The organism is Streptomyces sp. NPDC054961 (assembly GCF_053609145.1).
In genome coordinates this window covers 76057-98211 of record NZ_JBSGWY010000013.1, presented here as the reverse complement: position 1 = coordinate 98211, position 22155 = coordinate 76057, and the positions used below count along the sequence as shown (strand labels likewise).

24 protein-coding genes and 1 pseudogene are annotated in these 22155 nt (G+C 71.8%); 3 read left to right on the top strand and 22 right to left on the bottom strand.

The genetic code is table 11. The annotated features are described in order from the left end of the window. Positions 1-83 precede the first annotated feature (83 nt). The 5 genes from ACWF9Z_RS14975 to rpsB all read right to left on the bottom strand — a co-directional run bounded on the left by ACWF9Z_RS14975 (position 84) and on the right by rpsB (position 4674). Positions 84-1163, bottom strand: a complete 1080-nt coding sequence (locus ACWF9Z_RS14975) for a phosphatidate cytidylyltransferase (RefSeq protein ID WP_453602045.1) — start codon at positions 1161-1163, stop codon at positions 84-86. Next, a complete protein-coding gene (frr, locus tag ACWF9Z_RS14970; RefSeq protein WP_214947881.1) occupies positions 1163-1720 on the bottom strand; it encodes a ribosome recycling factor in 558 nt (185 codons plus the stop codon). Before frr ends, ACWF9Z_RS14975 begins: the two co-directional genes overlap by 1 nt. A gap of 114 nt (positions 1721-1834) precedes the next feature. Beyond that, positions 1835-2614 (bottom strand): UMP kinase, encoded by a 780-nt coding sequence (gene pyrH / locus ACWF9Z_RS14965; RefSeq protein WP_453602042.1) that lies wholly within the window; start codon positions 2612-2614, stop codon positions 1835-1837. Between the two features lie 162 nt (positions 2615-2776). Continuing rightward, a complete protein-coding gene (gene tsf, locus ACWF9Z_RS14960) occupies positions 2777-3613 on the bottom strand; it encodes a translation elongation factor Ts (RefSeq protein WP_453602039.1) in 837 nt (278 codons plus the stop codon). A gap of 137 nt (positions 3614-3750) precedes the next feature. Then, positions 3751-4674 (bottom strand): 30S ribosomal protein S2, encoded by a 924-nt coding sequence (gene rpsB, locus ACWF9Z_RS14955; RefSeq protein WP_453602036.1) that lies wholly within the window; start codon positions 4672-4674, stop codon positions 3751-3753. A gap of 168 nt (positions 4675-4842) precedes the next feature. Here rpsB and ACWF9Z_RS14950 point away from each other — a divergent pair. After that, positions 4843-5439: pseudogene (locus ACWF9Z_RS14950) on the top strand (M23 family metallopeptidase); the annotation flags it as partial. Positions 5440-5600: 161 nt separating this feature from the next. Here the strand turns inward: ACWF9Z_RS14950 and ACWF9Z_RS14945 are convergent. The 16 genes from ACWF9Z_RS14945 to ACWF9Z_RS14870 all read right to left on the bottom strand — a co-directional run bounded on the left by ACWF9Z_RS14945 (position 5601) and on the right by ACWF9Z_RS14870 (position 18871). Beyond that, a complete protein-coding gene (locus ACWF9Z_RS14945; RefSeq protein WP_453602184.1) occupies positions 5601-6158 on the bottom strand; it encodes a TetR/AcrR family transcriptional regulator in 558 nt (185 codons plus the stop codon). 64 nt (positions 6159-6222) lie between these two features. Then, positions 6223-7059, bottom strand: a complete 837-nt coding sequence (gene whiG, locus ACWF9Z_RS14940) for an RNA polymerase sigma factor WhiG (protein ID WP_453602033.1) — start codon at positions 7057-7059, stop codon at positions 6223-6225. A gap of 209 nt (positions 7060-7268) precedes the next feature. Beyond that, positions 7269-8540 carry a DNA-processing protein DprA gene (gene dprA, locus ACWF9Z_RS14935; RefSeq protein WP_453602030.1) on the bottom strand — a complete coding sequence of 424 codons (1272 nt, stop codon included), beginning with the start codon at positions 8538-8540 and terminating at the stop codon, positions 7269-7271. Further along, positions 8537-10162, bottom strand: coding sequence for a YifB family Mg chelatase-like AAA ATPase (locus ACWF9Z_RS14930; RefSeq protein ID WP_453602027.1), 1626 nt, complete (start codon positions 10160-10162; stop codon positions 8537-8539). Before ACWF9Z_RS14930 ends, dprA begins: the two co-directional genes overlap by 4 nt. Continuing rightward, on the bottom strand, positions 10162-10563 hold the full coding sequence (locus tag ACWF9Z_RS14925; protein ID WP_453602025.1) for a YraN family protein: 402 nt from the start codon (positions 10561-10563) through the stop codon (positions 10162-10164). The genes ACWF9Z_RS14930 and ACWF9Z_RS14925 overlap by 1 nt, the downstream gene beginning before the upstream one ends. Positions 10564-10727: 164 nt before the next feature. Further along, positions 10728-11036 carry a DUF2469 domain-containing protein gene (locus tag ACWF9Z_RS14920; protein WP_005311352.1) on the bottom strand — a complete coding sequence of 103 codons (309 nt, stop codon included), beginning with the start codon at positions 11034-11036 and terminating at the stop codon, positions 10728-10730. A 55-nt stretch (positions 11037-11091) separates the two neighbouring features. Further along, entirely contained in the window at positions 11092-11583 is a 492-nt protein-coding gene (locus ACWF9Z_RS14915) for an NUDIX hydrolase (RefSeq protein WP_453602022.1), read from the bottom strand. Then, positions 11573-12349 (bottom strand): signal peptidase I, encoded by a 777-nt coding sequence (gene lepB / locus ACWF9Z_RS14910; RefSeq protein ID WP_453602019.1) that lies wholly within the window; start codon positions 12347-12349, stop codon positions 11573-11575. The genes ACWF9Z_RS14915 and lepB (ACWF9Z_RS14910) overlap by 11 nt, the downstream gene beginning before the upstream one ends. 43 nt (positions 12350-12392) lie before the next feature. Continuing rightward, complete coding sequence (gene lepB / locus ACWF9Z_RS14905) at positions 12393-13307, bottom strand: signal peptidase I (protein WP_453602181.1); 915 nt, start codon at positions 13305-13307, stop codon at positions 12393-12395. A 112-nt stretch (positions 13308-13419) separates the two neighbouring features. Then, complete coding sequence (lepB, locus tag ACWF9Z_RS14900; protein ID WP_453602016.1) at positions 13420-14304, bottom strand: signal peptidase I; 885 nt, start codon at positions 14302-14304, stop codon at positions 13420-13422. Continuing rightward, on the bottom strand, positions 14297-15094 hold the full coding sequence (gene lepB, locus ACWF9Z_RS14895; protein ID WP_453602013.1) for a signal peptidase I: 798 nt from the start codon (positions 15092-15094) through the stop codon (positions 14297-14299). The genes lepB (ACWF9Z_RS14900) and lepB (ACWF9Z_RS14895) overlap by 8 nt, the downstream gene beginning before the upstream one ends. A 44-nt stretch (positions 15095-15138) precedes the next feature. Then, positions 15139-15489, bottom strand: a complete 351-nt coding sequence (gene rplS / locus ACWF9Z_RS14890; protein ID WP_384653597.1) for a 50S ribosomal protein L19 — start codon at positions 15487-15489, stop codon at positions 15139-15141. 134 nt (positions 15490-15623) lie between these two features. Continuing rightward, complete coding sequence (gene trmD, locus ACWF9Z_RS14885; RefSeq protein ID WP_453602009.1) at positions 15624-16445, bottom strand: tRNA (guanosine(37)-N1)-methyltransferase TrmD; 822 nt, start codon at positions 16443-16445, stop codon at positions 15624-15626. After that, on the bottom strand, positions 16445-17014 hold the full coding sequence (gene rimM / locus ACWF9Z_RS14880; RefSeq protein WP_453602006.1) for a ribosome maturation factor RimM: 570 nt from the start codon (positions 17012-17014) through the stop codon (positions 16445-16447). The genes trmD and rimM overlap by 1 nt, the downstream gene beginning before the upstream one ends. Positions 17015-17119: 105 nt before the next feature. Continuing rightward, entirely contained in the window at positions 17120-17905 is a 786-nt protein-coding gene (locus tag ACWF9Z_RS14875) for a glucosamine-6-phosphate deaminase (protein WP_453602003.1), read from the bottom strand. Between the two features lie 204 nt (positions 17906-18109). Next, the gene (locus tag ACWF9Z_RS14870) at positions 18110-18871 is read right to left on the bottom strand and encodes an SDR family oxidoreductase (RefSeq protein ID WP_453602001.1); all 762 of its coding nucleotides are present in this window, start codon (positions 18869-18871) and stop codon (positions 18110-18112) included. A 78-nt stretch (positions 18872-18949) separates the two neighbouring features. Here ACWF9Z_RS14870 and ACWF9Z_RS14865 point away from each other — a divergent pair, with 78 nt between their 5' ends. Continuing rightward, entirely contained in the window at positions 18950-19543 is a 594-nt protein-coding gene (locus tag ACWF9Z_RS14865) for a TetR/AcrR family transcriptional regulator (protein WP_453601998.1), read from the top strand. 508 nt (positions 19544-20051) lie between these two features. Further along, positions 20052-21521 (top strand): sensor histidine kinase, encoded by a 1470-nt coding sequence (locus ACWF9Z_RS14860; protein WP_453602179.1) that lies wholly within the window; start codon positions 20052-20054, stop codon positions 21519-21521. Positions 21522-21721: 200 nt separating this feature from the next. Here the strand turns inward: ACWF9Z_RS14860 and ACWF9Z_RS14855 are convergent, their stop codons facing one another. Continuing rightward, positions 21722-21979 (bottom strand): WhiB family transcriptional regulator, encoded by a 258-nt coding sequence (locus tag ACWF9Z_RS14855; protein ID WP_003953983.1) that lies wholly within the window; start codon positions 21977-21979, stop codon positions 21722-21724. Positions 21980-22155 lie beyond the last annotated feature (176 nt).

The window sequence follows — 22155 nt, the reverse complement described above, 5'->3', positions numbered from 1 at the left end:
CGCCGCCCCCGACCGGCGGGGCTCCGCCGGTGAGGAGCCCGCGGCCGGGAGCCGCGCACCGGATCGGCCGGCGGCGGACCGGATCAGCCGGCGCCGACGAAGGCGGCGAGCAGCAGCCAGACCACCGGAGCCGTGGGAAGCAGCGAGTCCAGCCGGTCCATGATGCCGCCGTGGCCGGGCAGCAGCGTGCCCATGTCCTTGATGCCGAGGTCGCGCTTGATCATCGACTCGCCGAGGTCGCCCAGCGTGGCGCTGACCGCTACCGCGAAGCCCAGTACCAGGCCCTGCCACCACGAGCCCCCGTCGATCAGGAACTCCATGCACAGCGCGCCGGCCACCATCGCGAAGGCCACCGCTCCGAGGAGACCCTCGCGGGTCTTGCCGGGGCTGATGCGCGGGGCGAGCTTGGTCTTGCCGAAGCGCCAGCCCACCGCGTAGGCCCCGGTATCGCTGACCACGGTCAGGACCAGGAAGGTGACGACCCGCTGCGGCCCGTCGTCGGGGGTGAGCAGCATCGCGACGAACGTGGCCAGGAAGGGCACGTAGAACGCCGCGAAGATTCCGGCGGTGACGTCCTTGAGGTAGTCCTCGGGCGGTTCGGTCATCCGCCAGACCAGGACGGCCAGCGCCGTCAGGGCCATGGCCACCCAGGCGCCCTCGGCCCCGCGGACGTACCCGGCGATGACCATCGCCGCGCCGCCGATCGCGAGCGGGACCAGCGGGGTCTTGATGCCCTTCTTCTCCTGGAGCCGGGAGGTGAGCTCCCACAGCCCCACGACGACCGCCACGACGACGACGCCGACGAAGACCGCCTTGACGATGAACAGGGAAGCGAAGATCACCGCGCCGAGGCCGACGCCGACCCCTATGGCGGCCCGCAGATCCCGTCCCGCGCGCTTCTTCTGAGGCGGCGGAGTGGGGTCCTGCGGCGCCGACGAAGGCGGGGGCGACGGGGGGCTGGGCATGGGCTCCTGCGGCGGCGTCTCGGCGCGGAAGAGGGAGCCGCCGTCAGCGGCGGCCCCCCGATCGCGTGCTTCCCGGTCGTCGAAGTCACGGCCGGCGGCATCGGGCACGATGGGCATGGGCCGAGTGTGCGGGCCCACCTGCGCATCGTATGCGGGACCCGCCGGAACCGGCTCCGGCTGCCAGGAAGAGTCGTTCATCAGACTTCGAGGAGCTCGGCTTCCTTGTGCTTGAGGAGCTCGTCCACCTGCGCGACGTACTTCGCGGTGGTGTCGTCGAGCTCCTTCTCGGCGCGGCGCACTTCGTCCTCGCCGGCTTCCTTGTCCTTGACGAGCTTGTCGAGGGCGTCCTTCGCCTTGCGGCGGATGGCGCGGATCGACACCTTGGAGTCCTCGGCCTTGGTGCGCGCGACCTTGATGTACTCCTTGCGGCGGTCCTGCGTCAGCTCGGGGAAGGTCACCCGGATGATGCTGCCGTCGTTGCTCGGGTTGACACCGAGGTCCGAGTCGCGAATGGCCTGCTCGATGTTGCGCAGGGCGCTCTTGTCGAACGGGGTCACGATCGCCATGCGCGGCTCGGGAACCGAGAAGGAGGCGAGCTGGTTGATGGGCGTGATGGCGCCGTAGTACTCCGCCACGATCTTGTTGAACATCGCCGGGTGCGCACGACCGGTGCGAATCGCGGCGAAGTCTTCCTTGGCGACGACGACGGCCTTTTCCATCTTCTCCTCGGCCTCGAGGAGGATCTCTTCGGTCACCACGTGCTCCTGCATGTCAGAAATGGATGGTTCGGGCGGGCGGGGCCGGCTCGGCCCCGCAGGGCTCGAACCAGCGGCGGGTGCTCGGACCCGGAGTGCCCAGGTCCGCAGTGCTCAGGTCCGGGTGCCCTGGTCGCTCACGAGCGTGCCGATCTTCTCACCCTTGACCGCGCGGGCGATATTGCCCTCGGCGAGCAGTTCGAAGACCAGGATCGGCAGCTTGTTGTCGCGGCACAGCGTGATGGCGGTGGCGTCGGCGACCTTGAGGTCGCGGGAGAGCACCTCGCTGTACTCCAGCGCGTCGAACTTCACGGCGTCGGGGTTCTTCTTGGGGTCCGAGTCGTAGACCCCGTCGACGCCGTTCTTGCCCATGAGGAGGGCTTCCGCGTCGATCTCCAGGGCGCGCTGGGCGGCCGTGGTGTCGGTGGAGAAGTAGGGCATGCCCATGCCGGCGCCGAAGATGACGACGCGGCCCTTCTCCAGGTGTCGCACGGCGCGCAGCGGGATGTACGGCTCGGCGACCTGGCCCATGGTGATGGCGGTCTGGACCCGTGAGTCGATGCCCTCCTTCTCCAGGAAGTCCTGGAGCGCGAGGCAGTTCATGACGGTGCCGAGCATGCCCATGTAGTCGGACCGTGCCCGGTCCATGCCGCGCTGCTGGAGTTCGGCGCCACGGAAGAAGTTGCCGCCGCCGATCACGATGGCGATCTCGGCGCCGTCGCGGACCACCGCGGCGATCTCGCGCGCGATGGCGTGGACGACGTCGGGGTCGACGCCCAGTCCTCCGCCACCGGAGAAGGCCTCGCCCGACAGCTTCAGCATGAAGCGGCGGCCCTTCTTGTCCTGGTCGCTCTTGTCGTCGGAAGCGGTGTGGGTGTCCACGCCCTGATTCATGGAGATCTCCTCGTGCACATACGAAGAAGGCCATTGCCGGTGGGTCCTCGCGGTTCCCTCTACGGCAATGGCCTCCTCGTCAGATCTGCGGTCGTCCTGCGCGAACGCGGGCGACTGCTTCAGACCCTACCGGGGTCCGGTGTCCGTCGCGTACGGACGGACTCAGATGCCGACCTTGATGCGCGAGAAGCGCACCAGGTTGACACCGGCCTCGTCCAGAACCTTCTGGACGGACTTCTTGGCGTCCAGGGCGTAGGCCTGGCCGAGCAGGGTGTTGTCGCGGAAGAAACCGTTGACACGGCCTTCGACGATCTTCGGGAGGGCGGCCTCGGGCTTGCCCTCCGCGCGGGTGACCTCTTCGGCGACGCGGCGCTCGGACTCGACCACGTCGGCCGGGACGTCGTCCTTGGAGAGCCACTTCGGCGCGAACGCGGCGATGTGCTGCGCGACGCCGCGGGCGACCTCGGCGTTCTCCTTGTCGAGCTCGACGAGGACGCCGATCTGGAACGGCAGGTCGGGCATCGTGCGGTGCATGTACGCCGAGACGTAGCCGCCGGTGAACTGCGCGAAGCGGTCCAGGACGATCTTCTCGCCGAGGTTGGCGTTGGCCTCGTCGACGAACGCCTGCACGGTCTTGCCGGACTCGATCTCGGACGCGAGCAGCGCCTCGATGTCGGCCGGGGAGGTCGCGGCGATGTGGTTGGCAAGCTGGTTGGTGACAGCCAGGAACTTGTCGCCCTTGGCGACGAAGTCCGTCTCGCACTTCAGCTCGACCAGAACACCGGAGGTGTTGTCGTCGGAGATGACGGAGACGACCGCACCGTTCTCGGCAGAACGGCCTTCGCGCTTGGCGACGCCCTTCTGACCCTTGATACGGAGCGCCTCGACGGCCTTGTCGACGTCACCGTCGGCCTCGACCAGCGCGTTCTTGCAGTCCAGCATGCCGACGCCGGTGAGCTCGCGGAGCTTCTTGACGTCAGCGGCGGTGTAGTTCGCCATGAGTCTGTGATTCTCTCTCGAAGTCGTAGATCTACGGGTGAACGGCGGAGGAGGCGCGCTTGTGGCGCGGCCCTCCCCCGCCGTCATCGTCCGTGCTGCGAGTGCCCGGCGCGTGAACGCCGGGCGCTCTCAGTGGGTCAGGCCTGCTCGGCGTCGGCGGCCGGAGCCTCGACGACGGGCTCGGCGACAACCTCGGCCTCGGCGGCCGGAGCGGCCTCGGTCTCGGCGGCGGGGGTCTCGACGGCGGCGGCGGCCGGAGCGGCCTCAGCGTCGTCGGCCTTCTTCTCGCCCTCGAGCAGGTCGCGCTCCCACTCGGCGAGCGGCTCGGCAGCGGCCTTCTCGCCCGGCTTCGAGTCGCCAGTGGCGGCACCGGAACGGGCGATGAGGCCCTCGGCGACGGCGTCGGCGATCACGCGGGTGAGCAGACCGACGGAGCGGATCGCGTCGTCGTTGCCCGGGATCTTGTAGTCGACCTCGTCGGGGTCACAGTTGGTGTCGAGGATCGCGACGACCGGGATGTGGAGCTTGCGCGCCTCACCGACGGCGATGTGCTCCTTCTTGGTGTCGACGATCCAGACGGCGCTGGGGACCTTCGACATCTCGCGGATACCACCGAGGGTCTTCTCCAGCTTGATCTTCTCGCGAGAGAGGACCAGGAGCTCCTTCTTGGTGAGACCCGACGCCGCGACGTCGTCGAAGTCGATCGCCTCAAGCTCCTTCAGACGCTGGAGGCGCTTGTAGACGGTGGAGAAGTTGGTGAGCATGCCACCCAGCCAGCGCTGGTTGACGTACGGCATGCCGACGCGCGTCGCCTGCTCGGCGATGGCCTCCTGCGCCTGCTTCTTGGTACCGACGAACATGATGGAACCGCCGTGGGCGACGGTCTCCTTCACGAACTCGTAGGCGCGGTCGATGTACGACAGCGACTGGAGCAGGTCGATGATGTAGATGCCGTTGCGCTCCGTGAAGATGAAGCGCTTCATCTTCGGGTTCCAGCGGCGGGTCTGGTGACCGAAGTGGACGCCGCTTTCCAGCAGCTCCCGCATCGTTACGACGGCCATGGCCATCTCCTTGTTTTCTCGGTTTGGTTCCTGACACCCCTGTCGCGCCCTGCCCCCGACGAAGGGGACCGAGAGGCGCTGTGACCCGGCCTGAGCGGCCGGTGCTGGGGCGTGCGAAGTCGACCCGGTGACCCGGATCGCCACAAGAAGTGTACGGGACCCGGTGGTATGCCGGGTGACGCCGTTGTCCACAGGCGCCCGGTCGCCCGCGCGGGACCGGTTGTCCACAGGCCCGGCGGCGCGCCGCCCGCGCGCGGGACCCTGAGCGGCATGACCCTTCTCCTGCTCGGCCTGCTGCTGTCCCTGTCACTCACGGTCGCCCCGGCGACGGCCCCCCCGAGCCCCGCGGGGTCCGCCGGACCCGCCGCGTCCACCGCGTCCACCGGGTCCGCCGGGTCCACCGGGTCCCCCGGGTCCACGAGGACCTCCGTGCCCGCCGGGGCCCCCGGGTCCCCGTCGGCCGCGGATCGCGGCGCGGCGCGCCCGCTCCCCGCCCCGCTCACGGTGATCCGCTGGTGGGACCCGCCCCCGACCCCGTACGCGGCGGGCCACCGCGGGGTGGACCTGGCGGCCGCGGTGGGCGCGGAGCTGCGCGCGGTCGGCCCGGGCCGGGTCCACTACGCCGGCCGGGTAGCGGGCCGCGGAGTCCTCTCCCTGACCCTCCCGAACGGGCTGCGCACGACCTACGAACCGGTCCGTCCCTTGGTGGCGGAAGGCGCCGACGTCACGGCGGGCCAGGTGGTGGCCCTCCTCACGGACGGCTCGCACTGCGCGCGCCCCTGCCTCCACTGGGGCCTCCTGCGGGGCGAGGAGTACCTCAACCCCTTGGCCCTCGTCCCCCGCCCGACACCGCGCCTGCTGCCCTGGGACCCGGGAACCGGCCCCGTCCCGCCGGGAAGGGTCCCCTCGGGGGAGCCCGCGGGGGACTACCCCCCGACGCCCCGCAGCGCCATGGCGACGGCCGCGTCCGTGACCACGGACGGGTCCTCGCCGGAGGCCGCCTCGATCCGGCGGACGGCGGCGTCCACGACGCCCTGGAGCAACATGGCCGCCAGCCTCGGTTCGGTCTGCCCGAGCGCCCCCAGGGCCTCGACGATCATCGCGATCAGCCCCCCGTGCGCCGCACGGATCTTCTCGCGCGCTCCCGCGTCCAGCTCGCTGGCGGAGATCGCCACGACCGCGCGGTGCCGGCGGTCCCCCACCAGACCCAGCTGACTGCGGACGTACGCCTCGATCTTCGCCTCCGGCGTTGCCGCCTCGGACATCGCCGCCTCGATCTCGGCGGCCCACACGGGGAAGTCCACCGCGCAGAGTTCTTCGACGACGGCCGCGCGCGAACGGAAGTACTCGTACACGGAGGACCGGGCGAGACCGGTCCGCTCGGCGAGGGCGGGGAAGGTCAGCGCTTCCGTTCCCCCTTCGGACAGCAGGGAACGCGCGGCATCCAGCAGGGAGCCGCGTTGCATCGACCGGTGCTCGGCCACGGAGGCCGCTCGAATCCTGGGCACGCGTCCACTCTACGGAGGTCCCGCAAGGCCCCTGTCACGCTCAGCGGCCGACGTCGGCCAGCTTCGCCCGCAGCTGCAGTACCGACTTGGTGTGGATCTGGCTGACGCGGCTCTCGGTGACGCCGAGGACGTTGCCGATCTCGGCCAGCGTGAGGCCCTCGTAGTAGTAGAGGGTCACCACCGTCTTCTCCCGCTCGGGCAGGGTGTTGATGGCCCGCGCGAGCAGCCGCCGCAGCTCCCGGTCCTCCGCCACCTCCACCGGGTTGTCGGCTGCGGTGTCCTCCAGCGTGTCCATCAGGGAGAGCCGGTCGCCGCCCTCCCCGCCGGCGTGCAGCAGCTCTTCGAGGGCGACCACGTTGGCCAGCGACAACTGGCTGAAGACCGCGTGGAGCTCCTCGACCCCGATGCCCATCTCCCCCGCGACCTCGTGCTCGGTCGGGGTGCGCCGCAGCTGCGCCTCCAGCGTGGCGTAGGCGCGCTCGACGGCCCGCGCCTTCTGCCGCACCGAGCGGGGGATCCAGTCCAGCGCCCGCAGTTCGTCGATCATCGCGCCCCGGATCCGGGTGATCGCGTACGTCTCGAACTTGATGGACCGCTCGATGTCGAACTTCTCGATGGCGTCGATCAGGCCGAAGACCCCCGACGAGACGAAGTCGGCCTGTTCCACGTTGGGCGGCAGACCGACGCTGACCCGGCCGGCCACGTACTTCACCAGGGGCGAGTAATGCAGGATCAGCTGCTCCCGCAGCCGCTCGTCACCCGAGTCCTTGTACGAGCGCCACAGCACCTCCAGGGACGAGGGCGCGGTGGACCGCTCGCTGCCGCGCGCAGCGGGGGGCACCGCAGCGCGGTCAGACCCTGAGGTGTGCTGGGGCATGCTTCGCCTTTGCCGGAGCCGGATTCGTTGGGAGCGTAGCGTGACGGAAGTGTCGCGGTGCGCGAAGAGTACGGGATCGCGCGGACCCGCAAGGGCGCCCCGGCTCGCGTGGGCGACCCGGGACCGGCGCCTGGCGCACGGTCCCGGCGGCTGCCACCGGGAAGACCGCGTCTCTCATCGGCTTCACTCTTCCACCGGAACGCCCCAGGTCAACGACCGCCTCGCCGGGGCCCTCCGGTTTGTGCGCCTCCTCTCGCCCGCCGCGGAGTCAACCGCCAGCCGTCGCCCTGCCGTTCGACGAACCCCAGAGAGTGAAGTTCGTACAGTCTGCCGATGACTTCATCGGTGCTTTTGCCGGTGGCAAGGGCCACCGCCTCCACGTCGGCGGTCCGGCCGGCCGGGAGCGCCTCGAGCACCCGGGCCGTTCCGGGGTCCAGCAGGTCCCGGGCGACCACCGGCCCGCGCCGCTCGGGGGCCAGCTCGCCCATCGCGCCGACGAGCTCGACGACCTCCGCGGCGTCCGTGACCAGCACCGCCTCGGAGCGGAGCAGTTCGTGCACCCCGGCCGAGAGCCCGCTGGTGGCCGGGCCGGGGATACCCATGGTGAACCTCCCCAGCGCCAGGGCCCGGCGGGCGGTGACCAGGGATCCGCTGCGGTGCGCGGCCTCCACGACGACCGTGCCCCGGGTCAGCGCGGCGATGACGCGGTTGCGCAGGACGAACCGGCTCGGCGTGGGGTGGCTGCCCGGCGGGAGTTCCCCGAGCACGAGCCCCTGCGCGGCGATCCGGCCGAGCAGTCCGGCGTGCCCGCGCGGGTAGGGCACGTCCACTCCGCAGGCCAGCACGGCGGCCGTGGCTCCGCCGGCGGCGAGGGCCCCGCGGTGGGCGGCCCCGTCGATCCCGTACGCCGCGCCCGAGACGACCACCCAGCCGCGCTCGGCGAGCCCGGCGGCGAGGAGCTGGGCCATGTGCGCGCCGTAGGGCGTGCAGGCGCGGGCTCCGACCACGGACACCGAGCGCAGGGCCCAGGTCCGCAGGCTCGGCGCGCCCCGCACCCACAGCCCGACGGGCCGGGCGTCCCCCAGGTCGTCCAACTGGGTCGGCCATTCCGCCGAAACGGGGCAGACGAACCGCCCGCCCGCCTCGGCGGCGACCGCCAGGTCCCGCCGGGGGTCGGCCAGCGCCGCCCGTCTGCGGTATCCGGCGAGCCGCTCGGCGCCGACCCCTGCCGGCACCCCGGGCTCCCGCCCCGGACCGGTCAGCAGCCGCATCAGCCCGACCGCCCCGTACTGGCGCAGCCAGCGCCCCCCGTGCTCGTCCCCCGGCTCCAGCACCCGCGTGAGCGCGGCCCGCGCCAGCACCTCCGCCTCCGGCCCCGACCCGAACTCCTGCTCCGGCCCGGACTCCTGTCCCCGCCCCGGCCTCGACCCGCAATCCGACTCCGGCTCCGGCCCCGCGGCGGAGGTGTCCGGGCCGTTCATGAGCCCGCTCCCATCGCCGCCGCGGCCCCGCGGGCGATGCCCGTACGGAGTTCCAGCGCGAGCGCCACGTCCAGCGGGTCCGGTCGGTCGCGGCCGCGCAGGTCCGCCACCGTCCAGGCCACCCGGAGCACCCGGTCCAGGCCCCGTGCGGTGAGCAGGCCGCGCTCCAGGTCCCGCTCCGCCTGGGCCAGCGCGCCGGGGGCGAGCCGCCAGCGGGTCCGGATCTCGTGCCCCGGCACCTCGCCGTTGCGCCGCCACGGGGTGTCCGCCAGCCGGGCCGCCGCCCGGTCCCGGGCTTCGCGGACCCGCTCGGCGACCACCGTCGTGGCTTCGCCCCGGCCACCGCGCCCCAGCAGATCGGAGCGGGTGACCGGCTCGACCTCCACCCGGAGGTCCACCCGGTCCAGCAACGGCCCCGACAACCGGGCCTGGTAGCGCCGGATCACCGAGGCCGGGCATTCGCAGCCGGCCCCGTGCAGGGTGTGCCGCCCACAGGGGCACGGGTTGGCGGCGAGGACCATGAGGAAGCGGGCCGGCAGCCTCACCACCCCCGCGGCCCGCGCGATGACCACGTGCCCGGCTTCGAGGGGCTGCCGCAGGGCGTCCAGGGCCTTGGTCCCGAACTCCGCCGCCTCGTCCAGGAACAGCACCCCCCGGTGGGCCAGCGACACCGCCCCGGGCCGCGGCACTCCGGCCCCGCCCCCGACGAGGGACTGCATGGTCGCGGAGTGGTGCGGGGCGCAGTAGGGCGGCCGGGTGACGAGCGGTTCGCCCGGCGGCAGGATCCCCGCGACCGAGTGGACGGCCGTGACCTCCAGAGAGTCCTGCCGGGTGAGCGGCGGCAGGATCCAGGGGATCCGTTCGGCGAGCATCGTCTTGCCGGCCCCAGGGGGCCCGCTCAGGAAGAGGTGGTGGCCCCCGGCGGCCGCGATCTCCAGGGCCCGGCGGGCCCCGTGCTGTCCCGCGACGTCGGCGAGGTCGGGAACGTCCCGCCCGTCCGCACCGCCCCGGGCCACCCCCGCGCCGAGTCCGGCGCCCGGCAGGACCAGCCCGGCCAGCATCGGGTCGGGCCGCCCCGGGAGATCCGGCGGATCCTCCTCGGGGACCTCCCCGCCGGTCAGCACCGCGATCAGCTGCCGCAGGCTCCGCACACCGAGCACCGTTACGTCCGGGACGAGCATGGCCTCGGCCGCGCACTGCTGCGGGACCACGACCTGCCGGTAGCCTGCCTCGGCGGCGGCGAGCACCGCCGGCAGGATCCCCCGGACGGGCCGCACCCGGCCGTCCAGGCCCAGCTCCCCGATGAGGACGAGGTCGGCGATCGCACCGGGGTCGACCACCTCGGCGGCGCCCAGGACCGCCACGGCCACGGCGAGGTCGAAGCCGGCGCCCGACTTCGGTACCGAGGCGGGGCTGAGGCCGACGGTGAGCTTCTTCTGCGGCCAGGAGGCGCCGGAGTTGACCACGGCCGCCCGGACCCGGTCCCGGCTCTCGACCAGGGTCTTGTCGGGCAGCCCCACCAGGGTGAAGGCTGCGACCCCGGGTTCCAGGTCGGCCTGGACCTCCACCACCACGCCGTCGACGCCCACGAGGGCGACCGAACAGGCTCGAGCGAACCCCATCAGGCGGCCCCCCTGATGTGCTCCACCACGGGCGCACCGCGCCGCGGCAGCAGGATCCCGACCAGGTCGATCCGCACCCCGCCCGGGGGCGGTCCGCCGTGATCGGCCATCCACCGCCCGGCGAGCCGCCGGAGCCGTTCGGCCTTGCCGGGCCGCAGCGCGGCCATGGGGTGTTCGAACTCCCCCGCCCGCCGGGTCTTGACCTCGCACACGACGAGGGCGTCCCCGTCCCGGGCGACGATGTCGATCTCCCCGCTCCGGCACCGCCAGTTGCGCGCGATGACGGTCATCCCGGCCTCGGCGAGCCGCCGCGTCGCGAGCTCCTCGCCGTACCGCCCCAAGGCCCGCTGCGCCAGTGCCCGCTGTGCCAATGCCTGCTGTGCCACGCCCTTCGCGTCCATCCGGCACCACCTCCGGCACCGACGGTCCCGCGTCCCCGCCCACCCTGTGGATCTTGGTGGACAACCAGGGCGTTGTGGAAAACCCCCTCACCCGTGCGGGTGAACCGTCCGGGGCCGGGGCCGGGTCTCCCCCGCTCCCCGGACCCGGCGCCGAACGCCGCGGCCTAACTCCCCGGAAGTTCGAGATCGCTCTTGTTGAGCTCCTCGATGTTCACGTCCTTGAAGGTCAGCACCCGTACCTGCTTGACGAACCGGGCCGGCCTGTACATGTCCCAGACCCACGCGTCGGCCATCGAGACCTCGAAAAACACCTCGCCCTGGACCGAGTGCACCTGCATCTCGTAGTCGTTGGTGAGGTAGAAACGGCGTTCGGTCTCGATCACATACTTGAACAGCCCGACGACGTCGCGGTACTCGCGATAGAGCTTCAGCTCCATCTCGGTCTCGTACTTCTCGAGGTCCTCGGCACTCATGGCATGTTCCCCTTCAGCCGTGCGTCCCCCTATTGTGCGCCAGGCCCGTGCGCCCCTAAACGATTTCCGGGGCCAGGTTCACGGGCGCGCCCGGGGGACCGTCGTCGAGCAGCCTGCGGAGCAGCTCTGGGAGTCTGTTCGGGTACACCGTCTCACGGGCCGCCAGAAGTTCCTCGGAGGTCCACCACCTCGCCCCGGAGACGCTGCGCCGCTCGAGCTCCGTGAGGCCGCCCATCTCGGTCCGCGTCCGGGCCGTACGGGCCAGGAAGTACCACTCGTCCTGCTGCCAGCGGCGCCCGTCGAAGGGGAACTCGCAGTAGCGGTGCCACAGCACCGGACCCAGTTCCACCTCGGTGATCCCGGTCTCCTCCGCGAGTTCGCGCAGCGCGGCCTGCTCCCGGGTCTCGGAGCCTTCCAGGCCGCCGCCCGGGGTGAACCACCAGTCGTCCGCCGGGTCGCCCGGTTCGAAGCCGTGCAGCAGCAGGATCCGGTCGGCGGGATCCAGCAGGACCACCCGCGACACCTTGCGCGGCCCGTCAGCGGACACCGGTCCGCTCCCTCCTCCGCCCGCGCCCGAGGACCCGTGCGACCGGGCCGTACGCGGCTCCGAGCACCACCAGGGCGGCTCCGGCCACCACGGCCACCACCTGGAGCCGCAGCGGCCCCGCCTTCGAGATCCCGCCGGGCAGGGCCTTGTAGCTCGCCGGCCGCTCCAGCATGGTCTGGGAGGGCCACGCCAGGGCGTCCACGCGGGCGCTCACCGCCGTCCGGGCCACCATCCCCTGCCCGGCCTCCTCGAGGTGCGCACGGGAGTCGATCGAGGCCCCGCGCCGGTCGCCCAGCAGGAACAGCTTGCCCTCGGGCACCGTCACCTCGAACGGGGTCCGCGAGGCGGAGCCGCCCGGCGCGTCCGCGACGTCGAGCTTCTCCTTCTCGATGTACGGCTCGTCGAGCTCCTTGCCGTTCACGGTGATCCGGCCGCCGTCGCCGCAGCACTTGACGGTGTCCCCGCCGATGCCCACGACCCGCTTGACCATCGGCGAATCGCTCCACTGCTCGTCCTTGAAGATGACCACGTCACCACGGCGCACCGCGGCGCCGTCGATGCGCTGGGCCAGCACCCGGTCCCCGGGCTTCACCGTCGGCACCATCGAGTCGGTCGGCACCGTGTACGGCTGGTACACGACGGCTCCCCACACGAACCCGCCCAGGAAGAGCGCAAAGCCGATGGCCACGGCGAGACCCGACACCACCGTGCCGAAACCGCCGCGGCCATCGCCGTCACCTGCTCGTATCGTTCGTGTTCCGCCCATTGCAGCGCCCCCACCTTCGGAGATCGTCGACCTGGGCGGCACCCTACCTGCCGGTACGCCTCGCGGTCAGCTCCCGTCGGCGCCACAGGACGACCGGCACCGCGCCGGCGAATCCGAGGGCGGCGGGGGCGAGCCCGACGGGCGCCAGCCCGGAGGCTCCGAGACCGAGCGCGGCGGCTTCGGCCTGCGTGCCGATGCCCGGCTGGTCGAAGGTCTCCGGGACCGGAAGGGTGGACCAGCGGGTGACCGGCCACGCGACCACCACGGCCCGCCCGACGACATCGCTGACGGGTACGAAGCCCTTGGTGGGGTCCTGCTGGTGGTACCGGGAGTCCTGGGAGTTCTGCCGGTGGTCACCCATCACCCAGATCTTGCCCTTGGGCACGGTGATGGGGCCGAAGGGGAAGTCGTCGCAGGGGGTGTTGCCGGGGTAGATGTACGGCTCGTCGAGCTCCTTGCCGTTGACGACGACCGGTCCCCCCTTCTTGCACTCGACCGTGTCGCCGCCGACCGCGATCGTGCGCTTGATGAGGTCCTTCTCCTCGGCGGACGGCATGAGGCCGATGGCACTGAGGACCTTCTGCGCGATGTTGGGCTCCGGCGTGGACTCCCCGCTCAGCCAGTTCGCGGGGTCGTGGAAGACCACGACCTCCCCGCGCTGGGGCTCCGAGCCGAACCACGGCGTCAGCTTGTCCACGAGGACGCGGTCGCCCCGCTGCAGGGTGTTCTGCATCGAGTCGGACGGGATCGAGAACGCCTGCACCAGGAAGGTCTTGATCAGCAGAGCCAGCAGCAGGGCGATTCCGATCAGGAGCGGCAGCTCCTTCCAGAACGAGCGGTGCGGGCGTGCCACCTCTTCGTCCTTCGCGCCGCCTTCGTGCTTGACGGCATCGTGCTCGACGGCGTCGTCCGGCTGCTCGGCACCCTCGTCACGTCCGGACCGTGCACCCACCGCCACATCCCCCACGTCTACTCCTCATTCGGAAATTGCAAGCCCGGCCGGATCAGGCACGGGCCCTCCCCTCCCTAACGAGCGGGAGTTCCCGAAGGCGCGGGAGACCGGGAACACACTATGCGAACGCGGCGTCCTGAGGGCGCCGACGGCGCGTCCGGCGCGTGCGGCGTGCCTGGTCGGGCACCATGCGGAAGGTCGCGGGCTGTTCCAGCCGCCGCCAGTGCCCGAACGGCCATGCGATCACGACCGCCTGACCGACCACGTCATCCTCGGAGATCGTGCCCTGGAAGGCCTCGTCGAGGTGGTAGCGGGAGTCGGCCGAGTTCGACCGGTGGTCGCCCATGACGAAGAGCCGCCCCTCGGGCACGTGCACCTCGAAGGGGATCTCCGACGGCGCGTTGCCCGGACTGATGTACGGCTCGTCGAGCGGCGATCCGTTGACGGTGACCCGGCCCCGGGCGTCGCAGCACTTCACGGTGTCCCCGCCGGTCCCGATGACCCGCTTGATCAGGTCCTGTTCGTCGGCCGAGGGCAGCAGGCCGATGAAGGTGAGGGTCTGTTTGACCTGCTTGACCCCCACCGGGTCCGGAGCCGGGCGGGCGCTCTCGCCGCCGAGCCAGCCCCCGGGGTCCTTGAACACGACGACGTCCCCGCGCTCGGTCTTGGAACCGAACCACGGGGTCAGCTTGTCGACCAGGACCCGGTCGCCGATCCGGATCGTCTGCTCCATGGAGCCCGACGGGATGAAGAAGGCCTGCACCAGGAAGGTCTTGAGGACCAGGGCGATGCACAGCGCGACCGCCACCAGCAGGGGCAGCTCTCCGGCGCGGCGGGTACGCCGTCTGCGCCGGACCCGCCGGGCCAGCCGGCGCCGGTGGGCGCGGCCCCCGGGCTCCTGCGCGGGGGCGTCGCCCTGCTCCGGGGCGCGCCCGCCCGCGGCGACGGGCTCCGGTTCCGGATCCGCGTCCCCGTCGCGCCTCGGACGGCCCCGGCTACCCACGTCCGCCGCCCGCGGAGGAGACGCCGGCCCAGCGCGAGACCGGCCAGCCGATCCAGTCGGCCCGCCCGATGACCTTCTCCACCGGCACCATCCCCCCGCCAGGTTCCCCCAGGTGGTCCCGGGAGTCCCGGGACTGGGAACGATGATCGCCCATGACCCAGAGGGTCCCCAGCGGCACCACGATCCGGAAGGGCACCTTCGAGCCCGTGTCTCCGGGGAAGAGGTACGGCTCGTCCAACGGCACCCCGTTGACCTTGATCCGGCCGTTCGCGTCGCACGTCACGTCGTCGCCGCCGATCCCGATGACCCGCTTCACGAAATCGGTGTCGGAGGGTTCGGCGAGCCCGAGGGCCGAGCCCACGCCGTGCAGGGCTTCGCCGATCGGGTTCCCGGTGGGCCCCTCCGGCACGAAGGAGCCCGTGCCGTCGAAGACCACGACGTCACCGCGCTGCGGCTGTCCGCCGAAGCGGTACGCCAGCTTGTCGACCAGCACCCGGTCCCCCACGGCGAGCGTCGGCTCCATCGAGCGGCTCGGGATGAGGAAGGGCTGGAGGACGAAATTGCTGAGCAGCAGCAGGAAGACGGTGCAGATCACGCCCAGCAGACCGGCCCGGCGCCAGGTCAGCCAGCCCGCCGCGCGGGAGCCCTGCTCCTCGGTCCCGGGACCGCCGGTGTCCGGCGCGGCGGTCCCCGAGGCGGAAGCCGCTTCGGAAAACACGAAACGCGACCGCCCCTCCCCCTCGTCGGGGGAAGAGTGGCCGCGCTGCGAGTGAGGTGCTTCGGTGTCCATCGGGGGCGAGCCTATCCGCCCGCCCCGGGAACTCCGAGAGCAGATCAGCGGTCGCGCTTCTCCTTGATCTTCGCGGCCTTGCCGCGGAGCTCACGGAGGAAGTACAGCTTGGCGCGACGCACGTCACCGCGGGTGACGAGCTCGATCTTCTCGAAGATCGGGGAGTGGACCGGGAAGGTACGCTCCACGCCGACGCTGAAGGAGACCTTGCGGACGGTGAAGGTCTCGGAGACGCCAGAGCCCTGGCGACGGATGACAACGCCCTTGAACTGCTGGATACGGGAGCGGTTGCCCTCGATCACGCGGACGTGCACGTTGATCGTGTCACCCGGGCGGAAGGCCGGGAGGTCCGAGCGGAGCGTGGCGGCGTTGACGCCATCGAGCAGGTGAGACATGTAATTCGTCTGCTTTCTTCGCATGACGCCACAGGCCGCCGATGCGGGGTTTCCGTAGAGAGTTCGGGAGCCGTGGGACCCGGCGGGCGACTGTCCCCCTGTGGCAGGGGCGCACGCGAGCACACAGCAGCCGCCTATTCTTCCACGGCCCGGGGCCTACGCCAAAATCGGCCGTCGGCGGACGGCTGCCAGCCGAGGATGCTCAGCAGCTCGCGGTCCTTCTTGTCGAAGGAGGAGGCCTCGCAGCGCTCGATGAGGTCCGGGCGGTTCCGCGCGGTCCGGCGGAAGGCCTCGTCGCGGCGCCACCGGGCGATCTTGCCGTGGTGCCCGCTGATCAGCACGTCCGGGATGCCGCGGCCGCGCCACTCCGGGGGCTTGGTGTAGACGGGCCCCTCCAGCAGGTTCGCCATGTCACCGGGCGCGAAGGAGTCGTCGCGGTGCGACTCGGCGTTGCCGAGGACCCCGGGCAGCAGCCGGGCCACGGCCTCGGTGACGACCAGGACGGCCGCCTCACCGCCGGCCAGGACGTAGTCGCCGATGGAGACCTCGTACACCGGGATGCGGGTGGCGTACTCGTCCATGACCCGGCGGTCGATGCCCTCGTACCGCGCCGGGGTGAAGATCAGCCAGGGGCGCTCGGAGAGTTCCACGGCCAGTTCCTGGGTGAACGGCCGGCCGCTGGGGGTGGGGACGACCATGACGGGCCCGTGCGCGCCCGCCTCGTAGCCGTCGGCCATCGCCGCGTCCAGGGCCTCGCCCCACGGGTCGGTCTTCATGACCATGCCCGGGCCGCCCCCGTACGGGGTGTCGTCCACCGTGTTGTGCCGGTCGTACGTCCACTCCCGCAGGTCGTGGACGTGCACGTCGAGCTGTCCGCGCGCCCGCGCCTTGCCGACCAGGGAGACGTTGAGCGGCTCCAGGTACTCCGGGAAGATCGTGACGACGTCGAGACGCATCAGGCGCCGTCCCCGGCGGGCTTGCCGTCCTCGGCGTCGCGCTCGGACGCGATCTCGGCGAGGTCGTCGACCAGTCCGGGCGGCGGGGTGATGACACAGCGCTGCTCGGCGAGGTCGATCGCGGCGACGATCTCCTCGACGAAGGGGATCATCACCTCGGTGCCGTCCGGGCGCTCGACGATGAACAGGTCCTGCGAGGGCAGGTGGGAGATCTCGGTGATCCGGCCGATCGCCGTGCCGTCCTCGAGGACGACCTCGAGGTCCATCAGCTGGTGGTCGTAGTACTCGTCGGGCTCGGCCGGCAGCTCCGCCGGGTCCACGTCGGCGATGAGCAGGACGTTGCGCAGCGCCTCGGCGCCGGTGCGGTCCTTGACGCCCGCGAAGCGCAGCAGGAGCCTGCCGCTGTGCACCCGGCCCGTCTCCACGGTCAGCGGTCCCGCCGACGCCGGTTCGGTCTGGAGCACGGCGCCGGGCCCGAGCCGCTGCTCGGGCTCGTCGGTCCGCACCTCGACGGTGACCTCACCCTTGATCCCGTGGGCGCGGCCGATCCGCGCGACTACCAGCTGCACTGTGTGTCTCTCCTGTTCAGACGACGACGGGGGGGGGGGGGGGGGGTAGCCCCCCCCCCCCGCCGGCGTTTTCGTGCGCGTGCCCGCGGCACGCCCCGCTCCTGCTTACAGGCCCTGCCAGGCGGGCTTTGCGGCGAAGGTGTGGCGGAAGTAGTCCGCGAGCTTCAGCTTGGACGCCGCGGCCTCGTCGACGACGACCGTGGCGTGGCGGTGCAGCTGGAGCGCGGAGGCCGGGACCAGGGCCGACAGCGGGCCCTCGACGGTCTGCGCGACGGCCTCGGCCTTGCCCTCGCCGGTGGCCAGCAGGACCAGGTGGCGGGCGTCGAGGATGGTGCCGATGCCCTGGGTGATGACGTGGTGGGGCACCTGGTCTATGTCGTGGTCGAAGAAGCGCGCGTTGTCCACGCGGGTCTGCTCCGTCAGCGTCTTGATGCGGGTGCGGGAGGCGAGCGAGGAGCAGGGCTCGTTGAAACCGATGTGCCCGTCCGTGCCGATGCCGAGCAGCTGCAGGTCGAGGGGGGGGGCGGGGGGGCGGGGGGCGGGGGGGGGGGGGGGGCCCCCCCCCCGGGGGGGGGCGGGGGCGCGGGGGCCGATGAAGGAGGCCTCGGACAGGCCGAGCGGCTCGACGACCTCGCGCAGGACGACGGCGCGGTAGGACTCCGGGTGCCCGGCGGGCAGGCCGACGTACTCGTCGAGCTGGCAGATGCGGGCCTTCGAGACGTCGACCTTGCCGGCCTTGACCTGGGCGGCGAGGGCCTCGTAGATGGGCAGCGGGGTGGAGCCAGTCGCTACGCCGAGCAGGGCGTCGGGCTTGCGGCGGACCAGGGCGGCCATGGCCTCCGCGATGAGCTCGCCGCCTGCCTTGGCGTCCGGGACGATGACAACTTCCACGCGTGGCCTGCCGATCTGGAGTGGGACAATTGTGGTATAGACCAATTCTAGCAGAGGAGGGGCGTCCGTGGCCTGTCTTCGCACAGTCCATGGTGGTTCCCGTTCCCGCCCCCGGCCGCCCGGGAGCGGGAACGCGCGGGCCCGCTCCCGGGAGGCCCGTTCCCGCCCGCCCCGCTCCTGTCCCGCCCCCTCCCGGATCGCCGGCTAGAGCAGCGAGAGCTGGAGGCCGCCCGTCGCGGCGAGGTGCTGCCCCGTGATCCAGCGGGAGTCCGGGGAGGCGAGGAAGGCGACCACGTCCGCGACCTCCTCCGTGGTGCCCAGGCGGTCGAAGACCGAGCGTGAGGCGGCGTGGGCGCGGGCCGCCGGGTCGGCCAGCCAGCCGGCGTTCAGATCGGTCTCCACGATCCCCGGGCCCACCGAGTTCACGGTGATGCCCCGGGGTGCGAGCTCGGCGGCCAGCGAGACCGTCAGCGCGTTCACCGCCCCCTTCGCCGTGATCGTGGCGAGGATCGCGGGCAGGGCGAGGTCGGGGGTGCCGGTCACGTTCACGATCCGGCCGCCGTCCCGCAGCCGGGACAGGCCGTACTTGATCACGAAGAAGGGGGCCTTCGCGTTGAGCGCGTGGACCCGGTCGTACGTTTCCTCGTCGGTCGAGGCGATGTCCGCGAAGGCGGCCCCGCCCGCGTTGTTCACCAGGACGTCGACCTCCCGCGTGGCCAGCGGATGGGCCGCGTAGGCCGCCCAGAGCGCCTGCGCGTCGCCCGGGACCCCCAGCTCGGCCTCCAGGGCGAAGGCCCGCCCGCCGGCGGCCTCGATGGCCCCCACCGTCTCCGCGGCCGCCGCCCCGTTCCTGCCGTAGGCCACCGCGACCAGGGCGCCGTCCCGGGCCAGCCGCTCGGCGATGGCCCGCCCGATGCCCCGGCTGCCGCCCGTGACCAGTGCCGTCTTCCCCTCGAGCACGCCCATGGCGCGCCCCCTTTCCCTAGTGGTCGCTACAGAATGGGAAGGTACCAGATTCCATAGCGGCCGCTATAGAATGTGCGCATGGTGACCGGACAGCGCGGCAGGCCCCGCTCCTTCGACCGCGCGGCGGCCCTGGACAAGGCGATGTTCGCCTTCTGGGAGAACGGCTACGAGGCGACGTCGATCTCCGACCTGACCGCCTCGCTCGGGATCGGCGCGCCCAGCCTCTACGCCGCGTTCGGCGACAAGCGCACGCTCTTCGACGAGGTCGTGGCGGCCTATGGCGGCCGCTACGCGCAGTTCGCGGCCGTGGCGCTCGCCGAGGAGCCCACCGCCCGCGAAGCCGTGGGGCGCGTCCTGCGGGAGGCCGCCGGGATCTACACCGACCCGGCGCACCCGCCGGGCTGCATGGTGATCAGCGCGGCCGTCAACACCACCTCGCAGGAGGTGGCGCGGGCGCTGCGCGAGCGGCGCGAGGCCGGCCAGGTGATGTTCGAGCACCGGATCCGGGCCGACGTGGCCGCGGGCGTCCTGGCGGCGGACACGGACGTACGGGCGCTGGCCCGCTATGCCGGGGCCGTCCTCCAGGGGATGTCCCAGCAGGCGCGGGACGGGGCGAGCCGGGGGGAGCTGGAGGCGGTGGCGGACGTCGCGCTGCGCGCCTGGCCGCGGTAGCGGCGCGCGGTTTCACCGTGCGGGCCGGTGCGTCCGGCCTGACCTCCGGAGCCGATCCCCGGGTCTGGTTCCCGGGTCTGGTTCCCCGGGGTGAGTCCCGGGTCTGATCCCCCGGGGTCCGATCCCCGGGTCTGAGCCCTCGGGTCCGGTTCCTACCGGCCCGATTCCTCTGGCCTACGGTGCCGGGCGGGACCCTCAGCCCGACCGGCACCGTAGTCCGGAGTACTTACGGCCGACGGGTGTGCGGTGCCCGACGGCCGGTGGGAGGTGCCCGCGCGGTCAGGGCAGAGCGCGCGGCTTACCTCGATCCGTCCTCCTGTGCGGGGAGGGCGGAAGCTTTGATGCAATTCTGGACTAGACCAATCTGTTCTGTCCATCCAATGACGGGGCCCAAGATCCCGTCACTTCCTCCAAGCGTACGCGGAAGGGGGGTCTCCTGGATACTCCGGAGTATCGCGCTGCGGAAAGTCATGGCCCGTACCCGGGGTACGCTCGCCACGTGCCCTCCATGAACGACCTCGTACGCCAGCACACCGCTCTCGGTGAAACCGACCTGGAGTGGCTCCACCTGCTGGTCTCGGAGTGGCAGCTGCTCTCCGACCTCTCGTTCGCCGACCTCGTCCTGTGGGTGCCCACCCTGGACGGCAGCCGGTACGTCTCGGTCGCCCAGATGCGCCCGAACACCGGCCCCACCTCGTACCAGGACGACATGGTCGGCCACCTGGTCCCGCGCGGCCGCCGCCCGCTGCTCGACGCCGCGCTCGACGAGGGCCGGATCGTGCGCGAGGGAGACCCGGAGTGGCGCGAGGAGGTGCCGGTCCGCGTCGAGTCGATCCCCGTCCGCCGCGAGGGCCGGGTGCTGGGCGTCATCGCCCGCAACACCAACCTGCTCACTGTGCGTACACCCAGCCGGCTCGAGCTCACCTACCTCCAGTCCGCCTCCGACCTGGCCCAGATGATCGCGGCGGGCTCCTTCCCGTTCCCCGGCCAGCAGGTGGACATGGACGCCTCCCCGCGCGTGGGGGACGGCCTCATCCGGCTCGACGCCGACGGGGTGGTGACGTACGCGTCCCCGAACGCGCTCTCCGCCTACCACCGGCTCGGCCTCGCCTCCGACCTGGTCGGCCAGCACCTGGGCGACATCACCTCCGAACTCGCCCCGTCCCGCGGCCCGGTGGACGAGGCGCTGGTCAAACTCGCCAGCGGCTGGGCCCCGCGCGAGACCGAGGCCGAGGGCGACACCGGGGTCATCCAGCTGCGCGCCATCCCGCTCAAGCCGAAGGGGATCCGGATCGGCTCCCTGGTGCTGTGCCGCGACGTCACCGAACTGCGCCGTCGCGAACGTGAATTGATCACCAAGGACGCGACCATCCGGGAGATCCACCACCGGGTGAAGAACAACCTCCAGACGGTGGCCGCGCTCTTGCGGCTCCAGGCCCGTCGGATGGATTCCCCGCAGGGGCGCGAGGCGCTGAACGAGGCGGTCCGCCGCGTCGGTTCGATCGCGATCGTGCACGAGACGCTGTCCCAGAACCTCGACGAGCGCGTCGAGTTCGACGAGATCGCCGACCGCGTCATCGCGATGGTCGCCGAGATCTCCCCGGGCAAGGTCGCCTGCCGGCGCACCGGCCGGTTCGGGATCCTGGACGCGGAGGTCGCCACTCCGCTGTCGATGGTGCTGACGGAGATCCTGCAGAACGCCCTGGAACACGCCTTCACCCAGGGGGAGGGCGGCACCGTGGAGGTGTCCGCCACCCGCACGGGCAGCGGCCGCAGCGATGCCCGGTTGCTGATCTCGGTGGTCGACGACGGCTGCGGTCTGCCCGAGGGATTCGACCCCCAGCGGGCCGGCAACCTCGGGCTGCAGATCGTACGGACCCTCGTGGAGGGCGAGCTCGGCGGCGGGTTCGACATGGTCGCGGCCGAACCGCGCGGCACCAAGGTCGTCCTCGACATACCGGTGATGGCGCAGAAGTAGCGGAAGCGGGACCGGGCGGGAGACCGACCCGGTCACTCACCGTGACGCACTGGGTTCAGAAGCCCCGCGCCCGGAGCGCCAAGTGGCCCGGACAGCACTGAGCCCCGGACCGAATGGTTTTCGGTCCGGGGCTCAAGAGCACGTTGCTGAGCGCTGCTTTTTGGTACTACGCGCTGCGGCTCGAGGCTCGAAAGTCGATATCAGGCGCTGGCGTTGCGCGCCCGGTTGCGAGCGGCGCGGCGCTTCATCGCGCGGCGCTCGTCCTCGCTGAGACCGCCCCAGACGCCGGAGTCCTGACCGGACTCGAGCGCCCACTGCAGGCACTGCTCCATGACGGGGCAACGGCGGCAGACGGCCTTGGCTTCCTCGATCTGCAGCAGCGCAGGACCGGTGTTGCCGATGGGGAAGAAGAGTTCCGGGTCTTCCTCGCGGCAAACGGCGTTGTGACGCCAGTCCATGGCTGCTCCATCTCCTTGTATTGCGGGCAGGTTGCTTGTGAATGTGAACGCTTTCACGAATCCCTTCGCGACGGAAGGGAGACCGCCCAGTTTGGTCAAAAGCTCGCCCTGGGTGGCGGGGGATTCGTGGAGGGGTTCTGGCGGTCTGTGTGGGTGCCGGGTTCTGCGGGCTGTCC